This window comes from Pseudomonas sp. MTM4 (genome assembly GCF_019355055.1).
GTDB lineage: Bacteria > Pseudomonadota > Gammaproteobacteria > Pseudomonadales > Pseudomonadaceae > Stutzerimonas.
Genome location: NZ_CP048411.1, coordinates 4,364,452 through 4,377,834, shown reverse-complemented (window position 1 = coordinate 4,377,834; position 13,383 = coordinate 4,364,452). Strand labels below are relative to the sequence as shown.

The 13,383-nt window shown below is 62.2% G+C and carries 16 protein-coding genes; 3 read left to right on the top strand and 13 right to left on the bottom strand.

The window, feature by feature from the left end; translation table 11 throughout:
• Positions 1-86 precede the first annotated feature (86 nt).
• The 10 genes from GYM54_RS20170 to ppc form a co-directional block, all read right to left on the bottom strand.
• On the bottom strand, positions 87-335 hold the full coding sequence (locus GYM54_RS20170) for a DUF2789 domain-containing protein (protein WP_131648098.1): 249 nt from the start codon (positions 333-335) through the stop codon (positions 87-89).
• Between the two features lie 156 nt (positions 336-491).
• Entirely contained in the window at positions 492-752 is a 261-nt protein-coding gene (locus tag GYM54_RS20165) for a hypothetical protein (protein ID WP_131648097.1), read from the bottom strand.
• A gap of 308 nt (positions 753-1,060) precedes the next feature.
• Positions 1,061-1,480 (bottom strand): HPF/RaiA family ribosome-associated protein, encoded by a 420-nt coding sequence (locus tag GYM54_RS20160; RefSeq protein WP_131648096.1) that lies wholly within the window; start codon positions 1,478-1,480, stop codon positions 1,061-1,063.
• A 227-nt stretch (positions 1,481-1,707) separates the two neighbouring features.
• Positions 1,708-2,490 (bottom strand): class I SAM-dependent methyltransferase, encoded by a 783-nt coding sequence (locus GYM54_RS20155; RefSeq protein WP_181101575.1) that lies wholly within the window; start codon positions 2,488-2,490, stop codon positions 1,708-1,710.
• Between the two features lie 55 nt (positions 2,491-2,545).
• Entirely contained in the window at positions 2,546-3,238 is a 693-nt protein-coding gene (locus GYM54_RS20150; RefSeq protein ID WP_197445424.1) for an extensin family protein, read from the bottom strand.
• Between the two features lie 61 nt (positions 3,239-3,299).
• Positions 3,300-4,163, bottom strand: coding sequence for a DUF72 domain-containing protein (locus GYM54_RS20145; protein ID WP_197445425.1), 864 nt, complete (start codon positions 4,161-4,163; stop codon positions 3,300-3,302).
• 15 nt (positions 4,164-4,178) lie between these two features.
• Positions 4,179-4,541: a hypothetical protein gene (locus GYM54_RS20140; RefSeq protein ID WP_197445426.1), complete on the bottom strand. Its 363-nt coding sequence runs from the start codon at positions 4,539-4,541 to the stop codon at positions 4,179-4,181.
• Positions 4,542-4,600: 59 nt separating this feature from the next.
• Entirely contained in the window at positions 4,601-5,278 is a 678-nt protein-coding gene (gene tsaB, locus GYM54_RS20135; protein ID WP_197445427.1) for a tRNA (adenosine(37)-N6)-threonylcarbamoyltransferase complex dimerization subunit type 1 TsaB, read from the bottom strand.
• Positions 5,279-5,419: 141 nt separating this feature from the next.
• Positions 5,420-6,067: an adenylate kinase gene (gene adk, locus GYM54_RS20130; RefSeq protein WP_131648090.1), complete on the bottom strand. Its 648-nt coding sequence runs from the start codon at positions 6,065-6,067 to the stop codon at positions 5,420-5,422.
• A gap of 244 nt (positions 6,068-6,311) precedes the next feature.
• Positions 6,312-8,939: a phosphoenolpyruvate carboxylase gene (gene ppc, locus GYM54_RS20125; RefSeq protein ID WP_197445428.1), complete on the bottom strand. Its 2,628-nt coding sequence runs from the start codon at positions 8,937-8,939 to the stop codon at positions 6,312-6,314.
• Between the two features lie 197 nt (positions 8,940-9,136).
• Between ppc and GYM54_RS20120 the strand changes: the two genes are divergently transcribed.
• The 3 genes from GYM54_RS20120 to GYM54_RS20110 all read left to right on the top strand — a co-directional run bounded on the left by GYM54_RS20120 (position 9,137) and on the right by GYM54_RS20110 (position 10,975).
• Positions 9,137-9,478 (top strand): pilin assembly protein, encoded by a 342-nt coding sequence (locus tag GYM54_RS20120; RefSeq protein WP_197445429.1) that lies wholly within the window; start codon positions 9,137-9,139, stop codon positions 9,476-9,478.
• A 256-nt stretch (positions 9,479-9,734) separates the two neighbouring features.
• Positions 9,735-10,130, top strand: coding sequence for a DUF4398 domain-containing protein (locus GYM54_RS20115; protein ID WP_177493016.1), 396 nt, complete (start codon positions 9,735-9,737; stop codon positions 10,128-10,130).
• A gap of 41 nt (positions 10,131-10,171) precedes the next feature.
• Positions 10,172-10,975 (top strand): OmpA family protein, encoded by an 804-nt coding sequence (locus tag GYM54_RS20110; RefSeq protein WP_197445430.1) that lies wholly within the window; start codon positions 10,172-10,174, stop codon positions 10,973-10,975.
• A 229-nt stretch (positions 10,976-11,204) separates the two neighbouring features.
• On the opposite strand, the gene GYM54_RS20105 is transcribed toward GYM54_RS20110, so the two are convergent.
• From GYM54_RS20105 to GYM54_RS20095, 3 genes are all read right to left on the bottom strand, one after another.
• Positions 11,205-11,543, bottom strand: coding sequence for a hypothetical protein (locus GYM54_RS20105; RefSeq protein WP_131648086.1), 339 nt, complete (start codon positions 11,541-11,543; stop codon positions 11,205-11,207).
• 110 nt (positions 11,544-11,653) lie between these two features.
• On the bottom strand, positions 11,654-12,583 hold the full coding sequence (locus GYM54_RS20100) for a glyoxylate/hydroxypyruvate reductase A (protein WP_197445431.1): 930 nt from the start codon (positions 12,581-12,583) through the stop codon (positions 11,654-11,656).
• Between the two features lie 49 nt (positions 12,584-12,632).
• Positions 12,633-13,379, bottom strand: a complete 747-nt coding sequence (locus GYM54_RS20095; RefSeq protein ID WP_197445432.1) for a class II aldolase/adducin family protein — start codon at positions 13,377-13,379, stop codon at positions 12,633-12,635.
• Positions 13,380-13,383 lie beyond the last annotated feature (4 nt).

Sequence of the window (13,383 nt, the reverse complement as noted above, 5' to 3'; positions counted from 1 at the left end):
GACAAGTCTAGGATGGGCGCTTCTTTAGGTAAACGGGGTGCTGCAACAAAACCGTGAGGCTGTTTACGCCGCCGTCCGCAAGCCCCTCAGGGCTGCTTCTGCTCTTCGTGCAGTCGAGCGTTGAGTTCATCGACGATCGGTACCCACTCAGCATCGTCTATCCATTCTTCCGTCAGGAATGCACGCTGCGCGTCGCTCCAAAATGGCGCTTCGGTCAATTTCATGTGGTTGGGTAGCGGGGCGTGGCTGGCGATGAAATCATCGATGCTGGCCGGGTCTGACGGCAGGCCCAGCTGCTCGAACAAGGTGCGCATGTCTTTGTTGGGAAGTTCCATCAAACGGCTCCTCTGCCTGATCGTTTTGCTGCCTATCGGGGCAGGCGATGCTTTCAGTAGAGGCATTCGAGCAAGCAACAGTTCAACAGATGAAACGTCGGGAACAAGCAGGAAGAAAAAGAACGGGCCTAGCCGAAAGCGAGGCCCGTCACGAATTCAAGCCACCTTATCGAACAACTGTCTGCCTTGGTTCAGGGATTGATCCACAAGCCACTTGCCATGGGCAATGGACGCCCGCTGCGCTTTATCGAGTTCCGCCATGAAGGCGTGCCCGACCGGGAGCGCCATGCGCCGGCTGGTCTGTCCTTGCGGGTTTGTGATTCGGCAACCGCCCGCCCAGGGCGTCGGCGTGCCGGGGTGCTCCATTACCTCGGCGGTAATGATGTGATCGCGGTATTCGCATTGCATCATGGTCATGGTGCCACCTCCTGACTGATGGCCGTGGCAATTCCTAAGCGATGCCGCCACGCGCCAATTGCCCCCCCTCTCGTCAAGGTCCGCCACGAGCTTAGCGCGCCGGTCGTCGGCGGTCCTCGTGCGATACCTTCAATGGGTATAGCACAGGCACAGGAGATCGATAGGCCCGGTGGTCGCGCTATTGCCGAATAGGATCAGGTGGACCGAGCGGTAACTGAGGCAAGGAGCAGGCATCGCGGAGCGATGCCTGCTGTTTCGATGGCGGCCATGCGATCGGGCTATGCCAAATTCACATGGCACGGCTGGTTTCAGGAGGTACGCAGTTGCTCATCGGCAAGAAAGTCCGCCTCCAGCAACGCATCCCTGTCCTGTACTTCGAGGGTTTCGCCTTCGATAGGCGTCGGCGCCGTTGCGCGTTTGCTGCGCAGTTTGCCGAATTGATGCTTGAGGGCGTTGTTGAGCTTGTCGACGGCGCCATCGACGGCCAATTCCAGCGAAGCCGCCTTGTGCGTGACGGAAATCGGCTGCTGACCTTTCGGCCGGGCCTCCATCTGGCAGCGCTTGTCCTGCGCGCCGGCCTTGGCGCCGTTTTCGTCGTTCAGGTGCACCACGACGCGGGTGACGTCGTCGTCGAATCGATCCAGCTTGTCGGCAACAGCGCCACTGACCCAGCCTACGAGACGAGCGCTTCCTTCGATGTGTTTATCGCTATGTACCTGGATTTGCATATATTGCTCTCCCTTCAACGCGATCTGGTAAACCACCGTTCAGCTGCAACGGTCAGGACTAGCAATGCCACCGTTGGCGATATTAAGCAAGGCCAACGCAACGGCATCGGAAACTCGACCGATGCGTTTTCGGCACGGCGACACGTTGCCAGCGAAGCGCGTAGGCTCAAGGGAGAGGGTCGTAGCGGAGTGCTGAAGTACGTACAGTCAGCGTGCTCGTTGAGCGATCACTGACCGGCGGACAGCTTCTTCTTCGGGTAGATGTCGTAACGGCTGGACTTACCTTCCAGGCTGTAGCCCGGCTTGGGGCCGTCTATTGCGGGCGCCTTGCGCGGCCGCTTCACCACCACGCGGTGGCTGGCCAGCGCCAACGCCTGTTCCAGCAGCGTACCGGCGTCCAAGTCGTCACCGACGAAGGGCCGAAACAGACGCATTTCCTTTTTCACCAGCGCGCTCTTTTCCCGGTGCGGAAACATCGGGTCAAGATAAATGACCTGGGGTGGCTCATCCTTCCACTGCTTCATCAAATCGATGGCGTTGCCACGAAGCAGGCGCATGCGCGTGACGATCGGACGCACCTCGGCATCGTCTCGCGCTCGCGCCAGACCATCCTCCAGCAGTGCGGCGATCAATGGTTGACGCTCGAACAGCACCATTTCGCAGCCCAGCGTCGCCAACACGAAGGCGTCGCGCCCGAGCCCGGCGGTCGCATCCAACACGCTGGGCCGAATGCCGGGCTGAATCCCGACCGCCTTGGCAATCATCTGTCCGCTGCCACCACCGAATTGCCGACGATGCGCGGCGCCGCCTTCGACGAAATCCACTCGCACCGGCCCCGGCGCCTGCGAGCCGAGCAGCTGCAATTGCAAACCGTCCTCGCCTAGCTGCAGGGCGAATTCCGCCTCGTCCGCTTGCGTCGGCAAGTCCAACCGCGACGCCCAAGCGTGCGCCTGCTCGACGAACTCGGGGGCAAGGGCTTCGACACGGACCAACGGGGATGAGGCAGTCATACGGAGCTCGGAAGACAGAAACGCCGCATTTTGCCAGAGGCGATGCCGACACGCCTCAGCGGCACATGCCGAAACCGCCCATATCGACATGAAAATGATCGTGATGCGCTGCGTTGTATTCGGGGCTCAGGGTGATCTTGAACGCATCGCAGGCAGCTGCCTTTACCTGGCGAAGGAAGCGCGCCTTGTCGTCGTCGCCGTTCCAGTCGCGCGCGACGGTTATGCGTGTGCCGTCCTGCAATCTGAACCCGGCCAGATCCAGCGCGTTGGCGGACGCGTGCTGGCTGCGCCTGTTGCTACGCGCGATATTGCGGCAGGCAAAGCTGCCGAAGTGGTCGACACGCACCACCGGCTGGCCAAATACCTGCTGCGCCGCTGGCTGCAGTCCATGCCGCTCGAACAGCGCATAGGCCGCGGCCAGCGGGCAGGTCGCGAGAAACGCGCCATTGAAGCGCACCGCCGAGCCGGTAACGCGCACGGCGTTTTCCACCGGACAGCCAGGTTGCGGCGTGCTGTCAGGAACTGCCACGTAATCCAGATCGGAGGTGGTCAGCGCCTGTTCGCAAAGCGCGCGGTCGCTCTGCAGGCGCTGCAGCTTGTAGGGCGTCAACAGGTTCGGCGTCTCGCGAATATCCAGCGGTGCCCAGGGATTCCACTTCGACGGAACGTCGACGTGACCGCGCCACACCGCGTAAACGAACCCGGCGAGCGCGAGCAGAAGCAATAGGAAGAAGCGGCCAAACGTCATGCTGGCTTTGGCAACGCGAGCGATTCAAGGTTGCAGGGCGGCTTCGTCACGCAGCGCCGCCTCAGTCGCCAAGCAGCGACAGCTGCGACTCGCTCTGCATCGCAGGCACTGCCAGCGGCGGCAGACCTGGCAAGCGCCGCGCGAGCTGATCATGGAAGCGCATGGCCAGATCCGGCGCCAGACGGTTATCCGGAGTATGCAGATAGACATGGGGCTGCTTGCCCGCCTCGATCCAACCCGCCACCTTGTCCAGCCAAGGCGTGAGAAAGGGATCGTTCGCCTCCAGCTCCGGATGTCCGACAAAGCGTACCTGCGGGAACTGGCTGAACGCCGCGGGCCGCACCGGCAGCCGTGGCTTCTTGCTTTGCGCATGCAGCAATGCTGGATCGCGTGACCGGCAGCTGAACAGCGCACGGGTGTCCATGCAGATACGCTCCACGCCCCGCCCGTGCAGCAACCGATTCAGCGCGCGTTCCTCCTCGCCCTTGGCGAAGAAGGCGGTGTGGCGCACTTCCACAGCAAGCGGTCGATTCAGGGTCTCGATCACCTGCGTCAGCTCACCCAGGCGAGCCGGGCCGAACGTGGCCGGCAACTGCAACCAGAACGGGCTGACTCTTTGGCCCAACGGCGCCAGCAGCGAACGGAACGACAAAACCAGGTCCAGTACGTCACGAAGATCCGACGCTTGACTGATCTCGCGCGGCAGCTTGGCGCAGAAGCGAAAGCCTTCAGGCATCAGCGCCGCCCAGCGCTTGATCTTTTGCTCCGACGGCCAGGCATAAAGCGTCGTGTTGCCTTCCACGGTGTTGAACACCGAGCAATAACGCGCGAGGAATTCGGTCGCAGGCAATCCCAGGGAATAAAGCGATCCACGCCAGGGAGGCTCGTTCCAGGAAGGGCAGCCGAGAAAATAGGGAAGATCCACGCGATGCGCGACGCCTTAGGCGTAGATATCCAGGCCGAGTACTTCGTGCGCGTCGAGATCGGCACTGAAGCTCGCAGTGGTGCCATAGCTCTGCAACGCTTGGGTGGCACGGCTGGTCAACGGACGCTCCATCATGGCTTCGAAGCGCGACGGCATGAAATCGCCGGGGACGGCCGAAATGTAGTCGGTAGGCTCGTTTTGCGGGCGGCGTGCGAGGTGTTCGTAGGTGCTGTCGGCCTGCTCAGCCGGGGAAATGCTGGATCGACGCGCCTGCTCAACCGCCTTTTCGCTCTCGCGATAAGGCACCGGCACGTTTTCCCGCTGGGGAACGTACTCGATGGGATAAGCAGAAGGGGCGAGACCGTTGAGGCGCATCATTCACCTGTACGAAGTGAGTCGACTCTAGCGAGCCGCCTCGGGATTGGCAACGCCGTCCGTCACCGCGCAGCCTTTGGCGTCGCGACGTTGTCACGCAAGTAGATCGGCTGGGCCTGATCGGCCTCCACCGCTTCCCCGCGCTGCCAGCCGAAACTGGCCAGGTGCAGCAAATCTTCTGCATGCGGCAGCAGCGTGGTATCGACCGCCGCGGGTTGTACGGCAAGGCGCTCGGCATAGCGCCAGCCCGTGCCAGCGCCGAACCAGTTGCCGGAGCCATCACGCGGCAAACCGACTTGTTCCGGAGGCAGTACGGCTTCAATCCCGGCCAGCTGCATCTCGCCTTCATGGGCGCGATAACAGCCCCAATAAACTTCATCCATGCGCGCATCGATGGCGACCGCCACCTGCTCGGCGCCATGCTCGCGATACGCACGCTGAGCGATCGTAGCGAGTGTCGAAATCGGCAATACTGGACGCTCCAGCGCGAACGCCAGCCCCTGTACCACGCCAACCGCGATCCGCACGCCGGTAAAGGCACCGGGGCCACGACCGAACGCCAGCGCATCGACGGCCGACAAGGCAATCCCCGCCTCAGCCAGCAGCGTCTGGATCATGGGCAGCAGCCGTTGCGCATGCAGCCGCGGAATCACCTCGTAATGGCTCAGCACGCGGCCGTCATGCAGCAGCGCAACGGAGCAGGCTTCAGTGGCGGTATCCAGGGCCAACAGCGTGGTCATCGGCAGTTCCGGTCAGTCGAAAAAAGGCGGCGATTGTAGCAGCTGCGCCATGCCAGATTCCTTATGGACAACTCGGCTCGGCGTGAATGCGATACGAACGAAAACGGCCCGCAAGCGGGCCGTTCGGTTTGCCTGGCTAGATCAGCTGAGCGCAGCCAGCACCTTGGCAGTAATCTCTTCCACCGAGCCGACACCTTCGACGCGGCTGCACTTGGGCGTGCCTTCAGCTGCTTCGAGGTTCTGGTAGAAAGCCACCAGCGGCTTGGTCTGCGAGTGGTAGAGGCTCAGGCGGTGGCGGACGGTTTCTTCCAGATCGTCCTTGCGGTGAACCAGCTCTTCACCGGTGACGTCGTCGACGCCAGCCACCTTCGGCGGGTTGTGCTCAGTGTGGTAGATGCGACCCGAAGCCGGATGCACGCGACGACCGGACAGGCGACCGACGATTTCTTCATCATCCACCGCGATTTCCAGCACGTGGTCCAGCTTCACGCCGGCATCACGCAGCGCTTCGGCTTGCGGAATGGTGCGAGGGAATCCATCGAAGAGGAAGCCGTTGGCACAATCGGACTGCTGCAGACGCTCCTGGATGAGCGCGATGATGATCTCATCGGACACCAGACCACCACTGTCCATCACGTCCTTGACCTGCAGGCCCAGCGGCGAGCCCGCTTTGACCGCTGCACGCAACATGTCACCGGTGGAAATTTGCGGGATGGCGAACTTCTCGGTAATGAAGCGGGCCTGTGTGCCTTTCCCGGCACCGGGTGCTCCCAGCAGAATTACGCGCATGGATGAGTCCTCAAGTTTGCAAAGGGATACCGCCAGCGGTCGAACGACCGCAACCCTGCCGCTGGCGAATCAAAGATTCTGGTCTGTCGCCATGCGACAAAAGGTTGAACACGATACACAGCGCACAGAACGCAGACAAGCGGCGCCCATGGCCTGCCCCTGGCGACCTTCGCTCCGGCCAATGGAGACGGAAAACCGTCGCCATCGGCACGAAACGACATCGGACCGACCGTCCCGAATGAACCTATCCGGTGTTGCGCAATCCCGCTGCAATGCCTGCGACGCTAACCAACAGAGCTTGCTCCAGCGGGCTTTCCGCCGGGGTCTGTTGCTGTCGCGCACGGGCCAGCAATTCGATCTGCATCAGATGCAGAGGATCGAGATAAGTGTTGCGCAGACTGAAGGCTTCGAGGGTCGTAGGACTGTGCGCAAGTAGCTCGGACTGGCCAGTCACACGCTGTATGGCCGCCACAGCCTGCGACAATCTGTCACGCAAATCGCGACCCAGCGACTGTAACTGCGCCTCGACCAACCGCTCGTCGTAGCGACTGGCGATTTCCGCATCTGTCTTGGCCAAGACCATCTCAAGCATATCGATGCGCGTGCTGAAAAACGGCCAACGCTGGCGCATCAGCCTCAGCCGATCGCCTTCGTCACGCTCCAGCGCGGTCTCTAGCGCGTGCTCCCAGCCCAACCAGGCGGGCAACATCAGGCGCGTCTGGGTCCAGGCGAATATCCACGGAATCGCACGCAAGCTCTCGATTCCGCCTTCTCGACGCTTCGACGGTCGGCTGCCCAGTGGTAGCCGACCCAATTCCTGCTCGGGCGTGGCCTGGCGGAAGTAGTCGACGAATTGCGCATGATCGCGTACCACGCCGCGATAGGCCTCGACGCCTGCAGCAGCCAGCTGATCCATGGTTTCGCGCCAATCCGGCTCGGGCATCGGCGGTGGCAGCAGGGTCGCTTCCACGACCGCAGCCAGATACAGGCTGAGATTTTGCTCGGCGATATCCGGTAGCCCGAACTTGAAACGGATCATCTCGCCCTGCTCGGTAGTGCGGAAGCGCCCCGCCACCGACCCGGGCGGCTGGGACAGGATCGCCGCATGAGCCGGCCCGCCGCCACGGCCAACCGTGCCTCCACGGCCATGGAACAGCAGCAACTCGACCTGATGCTCGCGGCAGATGTCGACGAGGCGTTCCTGCGCGCGGTACTGCGCCCAGGCCGCCGCTGTGGTTCCGGCATCCTTGGCCGAATCCGAATAGCCGATCATCACTTCCTGCGGGCCATGCAAGCGCTGGCGATAACCTGGCAGACCCAACAGCTGATCAATGGTAGGGCCGGCATTGTTCAGGTCATCGAGCGTCTCGAACAGCGGTACGACGCGCATCGGCCGTTGTAGGCCGGCCTCTTTCAACAACAACTGAACCGCCAGCACATCCGACGCGCCGCGAGCCATGGAGATGACATAGGAGCCGAGCGACGCACCTGGCGCCTGCGCTACCACGCGACAGGTCGCCAGCACTTCGGCGGTCTCCTCCGAAGGCTGAAAATGTGGAGGCAGCAACGGACGGCGGTTGGTCAACTCGCGCTGGAGGAAATCCAGGCGCTGCTGCTCGTCCCACTGGTCGTAATGACCTATGCCCAGATAATCGGTAATTTCCGCCAAGGCGGCGACGTGCCGAGCCGAGTCCTGACGGATGTCGAGGCGCACCAGAAACAACCCGAACGCGGCAACCCGACGTAGCGTATCGAGCAAAGCGCCGTCAGCGATCACACCCATGCCGCACGCATGCAACGAGTGGTAGCAGAGTTCCAGCGGCTCGCGCAGCTCGCGATTGTCCTGCAGTACCGCAGGCGACGCCGGCTGCTGAGCGCCACCGGCCCAGTCGCGCGTCGCCTGCAGCCGTCCGCGTAGCCGCTTGAGCAGTGCACGATAGGGCTCGGCCGACTCGCCGCTGTGACGCAGCAGCTCTTCACTGGCGGTCTGCATCGACAGCGCGGTGATCAACCCCTCGATATCGCGCAGGAACAGATCAGCCGCCACCCAGCGCGCCAGCACCAGCACCTCGCGGGTCACCTTCGCCGTCACGTTGGGATTGCCGTCGCGATCGCCGCCCATCCAGGAGGCGAAACGGATCGGCGCGGCGTCCAACGGCAGGTGCAAGCCGGTGCTGTGGCACAGCGCCTGATCGGTTTGTCGCAACACATTGGGCAGCGCCTGCCAGAGCGAGTTTTCGATAACAGCGAAGCCCCACTTCGCCTCCTCCACTGGAGTCGGTCGGCTGCGGCGGATTTCCTCGGTATGCCAGGCCTCGGCGATCAATCGCTGCAGACGCAGCTCGATCTGCGCCAGCTCCGCCGCGCCGAGGTCGGTGTGGTCACGCGCCGCCAGCTGTTCTGCGATGGCGTCGTATTTCTGGATCAGGGTGCGCCGCGACACCTCGGTCGGGTGGGCGGTCAGCACCAGTTCGATATCCAGCCGGCCCACTTGCCGCGCCACGAATTCCTGAGCGAAGCCTTCGCCCTTGAGCCGCTCGAGCAGCCCGCTCAGCACACCGGCCTCGAAAGGCGCCGGCTCGCCGGGTCGGCGACGCCGGATCTGGTGATACTGCTCGGCGATGTTGGCCAGATTGAGGAACTGGTTGAAGGCTCGGGTCATCGGCAGCAATTCATCGTCAGCCAGCCCGTCAAGGGTTTCCTGCAGCAACCGAGCATCGTCGATCGACCCACGGCGCGCACCTTTGGCACCTTTGCGGATGCGTTCGATCTTGTCGAAGAAGGCATCGCCGTGCTGCTCGCGAATGGTATTGCCCAGCAGCTCGCCGAGCAGATGAACGTTTTCGCGCAGTCGCGCGTCGATCTTCGCCATGTTCCTGTCTCCCGGGTCGCATCACCGAAAGCGCCTTTCGATATGCGACCGATTGCTGAACGGCTACCTGTTAGAACCCTCCAAACAGAGTGCCCAGCGTATCCGTCGAAGACAAGGCGTAGCGAAAACTGCCAGTTCGACGGCCGCTCGCATTTCACCCAGATATCGCTCGCCACGGCGGGCTAAGGATGGAGTCAATGAAAATCTCAGAACTGGTCCGTGAGTGGGAAAGCAGTGCCACTGGCCGCATGAGCAGCACGCAGTACAGCATTCCCCTGGACGTCGAGAGTGCCGCACGGCTGGCGGCCTTGGCGGAGATGTACCCCAAGCGCAGTACCGAAGAGCTGCTTGGCGAATTGGTCGGCGCCGCGCTCGAAGCCATCGAGACGACCCTTCCCTATCAACAGGGCGCCAAGGTCATTGCCACCGATGAGCAAGGTGATCCGATCTACGAGGACATTGGCCCGACACCGCGTTTCCTTGCCCTGTCGCGCAAGCATCTCGAGCGCTTGCTCGCCGAGCAACCGGAGCATTCCTAACGCTGCTCAGATGGCACCGTTACTCAGCGGCAAACCCGTTCACAAGCCTGCAAAGAGGCGACGCTCACCTGCGCGTCGCCCTTTGTCGACCGCACTGAAAAGCTGCTGAAAAGCCCTATCCAGAGGTTTCGTTTGCATATGCGCTGGAACGATTAAGCGCCGCTGGCCTCACAAAAACATGCCCGTCGTGATTGGCGGACCCTTGACTAAGGGCCGCTGCGGGCACTGTTCCCTGATCTTCAACTGGAGACTGGCCATGAAAATGAACACTATCGAAAGCCCTCTATTGCGATCTCAGTTACCCAAGCTGGCAGCCGTTGCATTAGGCGGTCTGCTGCTGGTTGGTTGTGCAGGCAATCCACCGAACGAGCAGTTTGCCGTGACCGAATCCGCGGTGCGTAGCGCCGTGAGCGCAGGTGGCACCGAATACGCCGCCGTTGAAATGCGCAACGCGCAGGAAAAATGGAAGCAGGCCGAACTGGCCATGCAGAAGGAAAACTACGACCAGGCGCGCAAGCTGGCCCAGCAAGCCGAGTGGGATGCACGCGTCGCCGAGCGCAAGGCCCAGGCCGCCAAGGCGCAGAAGGCTGTGGAGGACGCCAATCGGGGTATCCAGGAGCTGCGCGAAGAAAGCATGCGCGGCACCCAGTGATCACCCTTCATTCCCACGCCTTCAAGACAGGATGATTCGTTATGAATAAACTACTGACGCTCCCTACCGTGCTGGCCATGACCATCGGCTTGGCCGCCTGCTCCTCGCAACCCAACCAGAACCTCGAACAGGCGCGCGGACAGTATTCGCAGCTACAGGCGGACGCCCGCTCCGCCACTCTGGCAGCGCTGGAAACCGAAGACGCCGGCAAAATGCTGGAGAAGGCCAACCAGGCCTACCTGAACGATGCGGACGAAGAAAAGGTGGATCAGCTCGCCTATCTGACCCAGCGTCGAATCGAGCTCGCCGAGCAGACCATCGCTCTGCGTACCGCCGAGCAGGAAATCGAGAAAGCCTCTGCCAAGCGCGCCGAAGCCCGCCTCGAATCGCGCGAGCAGCAGCTCAAGCGCCAGCAGGACGAAATCCGCAAACTGCAGCAGGATCTACAAGCCAAGCAGACCGAACGCGGCACCCTGGTGACCTTCGGTGACGTACTGTTCGACCTCGACAAGGCGGAACTCAAGCAGTCCGGCATGCGCGGCGTGCAGAAGCTCGCCGAATTCCTCAACGACAACCCGGAGCGCAAGGTCGTGGTCGAGGGCTACACCGACAGCACCGGCGCGGCCAGCTACAACCAGCAGCTCTCCGAGCGCCGTGCCCAAGCCGTTCAACGCGCCCTGACCCGTGCGGGCGTCGATCCACAGCGCATCCAGACGGTTGGTTATGGTGAAGAGTATCCGGTGGCAAGCAATGGCTCGACTTCTGGCCGGGCGATGAATCGCCGCGTAGAGGTGACGATTTCCAATGACAACCAGCGCGTCGCGCCACGTTCGTCCATGGAATGATCCCCTTTTGCCTGACTGTACGCCCGCCCTCGTGGCGGGCTTCAGGCTGCTGATACGTCTTAGCTTCGCCCCACTCCCCATCAAGCGCTAAGCCGTGTGCGGCCAATGCGCCCAGATTGCCTTCCAAGTGTGCCGCTCATACATATATGTAGCCGGGCTCAAGCGACTCGTCACCTGTTTCGAAGCTGGCACTGTTCGCTCAAGACGTTACCGAACGCATCGCCAAGCATCACTGCTGGGCTGCCGGTGCCTCGCTCATCGGCACCTGCTGCCCCATGCAGCGGATCGCACGCTTGCGGTTGTCTACCAGCACACCGGTCAGCCCCTTCTGCTCGGTGTCGAAAAGCACCAGAACGCCGTCGATGCATTCGGCCACCTGAGCCGCCGGCTTCAGCGAGACGCGATAGTCTTCGCCGGGAATAGTCTTGAGCATGGTGTAGTCGGCCAGCAGCAGGGCGTCCTCCGGCTTGGCCATATGCACGTAGCCATAGTAAGACAGCACCGCGACGGTACCAATGACGCTGCCGATCGCGGTGAGGATCAGCGGGATGGGGTTACGTTCGGACATGGACGGGTTCGCCTGATCAAAGAGGCGGCATTGTCGCAAAATTCCCAGCCTTGGGTGAAAGCACCGATCGGGCGCAGAGCGCTGTCTTGGCAGGTCCGTCTGCCGCTCGCTCAGTAACCGCGCTGAATATCGATGACACCGCTGATGGCCTGCCCCTGCTCCAGCGCAGCGATTTTGCTGGCGATCTGCGCAATGGTCGCTTCGCGCAGGGTCCGCGCCGAGACATGCGGGGTGATGGTCACCTGCGGCATGTGCCAGAACGGATGTGTCGTCGGTAGCGGTTCTTCACGGAACACGTCGAGCACCGCGCGGGCAACGCGGCCTTCTTCGATGGCGCGGCAAAGATCCTGATCCACCAGATGCTCGCCGCGACCGACGTTGATCACCACCGCATCAGGCCTCAGCTTCGCGAGCAGCGAGTAGTCGATTAAGTCGCGGGTACTGTCGGTCAGCGGCAGCGTATTGATCATCACACGGGTTTCACCGAGAAAGCTGTCCAGTTCGGCCTCGCCGGCGAAGCTGCGCACGCCCTCGATGTCGTACTTGGAGCGCGCCCAGCCGCACACGGGATAGTCCAGCCCGGCCAAGGTGCGGGCGACGCGCTGGCCGATATGGCCGAGCCCGAGCACGCCAACCGGCCATTCGCTGCGCTCGATCGGCCGGCGCAGTTTCCACTGCCCTGCGGCTTGCTGCTGGCGGTAGGCGTCCATGTCGCGGCTGATGCCAATGACGTGATACGCAACGTATTCGGCCATCTGCACCGACATGCCGGCGTCTTCCAGGCGCACCACGGGAATGTCGCGCGGCAGGTTCGGCACGCGCACCAGCGCATCCACCCCGGCGCCGAGATTGAAGACGGCCTTGAGCTGCGGTTCCTTGTCGAACAACGCCGTCGGCGGATGCCAAACGATGGCGTAGTCGGCACCGTAACCCGGGCTATCCGGATGCCAAACCTGAATCTCAGCGTCTGGAAGATGCTGCTTAATCAGGTTGGTCCAGCGCTCGGGCTTGGGATCTGCGGCAACGAAGAGGATTTTCACGGACGCTCTGCCTCAAAATTATTGGAAAGGGTGCCATCTGCCGCAGATGCTATATCGCGTAGACGTGACCGTTGGCTTCAAGCAGGCGCAACAGCGCCGGCCAGGTCAGCTTGGCTGCTTTGCCCAGTTCGGCCGATTGCTGGCGAGTGGTCTCGATGGCAGCGGCGGATGGCTGATAGGTCGGCCCGCAAGATTGTGCACGCACCTGAATCTCGCAAGCCTTCATCAGGAAATACAGGTAAGTGAAGGCTTCGGCGACGGTGCTCCCCGCCGTAAGCACGCCATGGTTGCGCAGGATCATCATCTGCTTGTCGCCAAGATCGCGGATCAGCCGTTCGCGCTCGCTCAGGTCCAGTGCCACACCCTCGTAGTCGTGGTAGCTGATGTGATCTACGCAAAGCATCGCAGTCTGGCTCAGCGGCAGTAGGCCATCGCGGTGCGCCGAGACCGCCGTGCCGTCGGCTGCATGCAAATGCATAACCGCGCTGGCATCCTCACGGCCCATATGGATAGCGCTGTGGATGGTGAAGCCAGCCGGATTGACCCGGTGCAGGCTGCCGCTCTGGACGATCTGTCCGTCGCTGTCGACCTTCACCAGCGACGAGGCGGTGATTTCCTGAAACAGCAGGCCGTACGGGTTGATCAGGAAATGATGTTCTGGCCCCGGCACGCGCGCAGACAGATGAGTGAAAACGAGATCGTCCCAGCCGAAGTGCGCCACCAGCCGATAGGCCGCGGCAAGGTCCTTGCGAACCTGCCATTCCGCGTCCCGATTCGTCGAAGTTGGATCTTGCATAGTC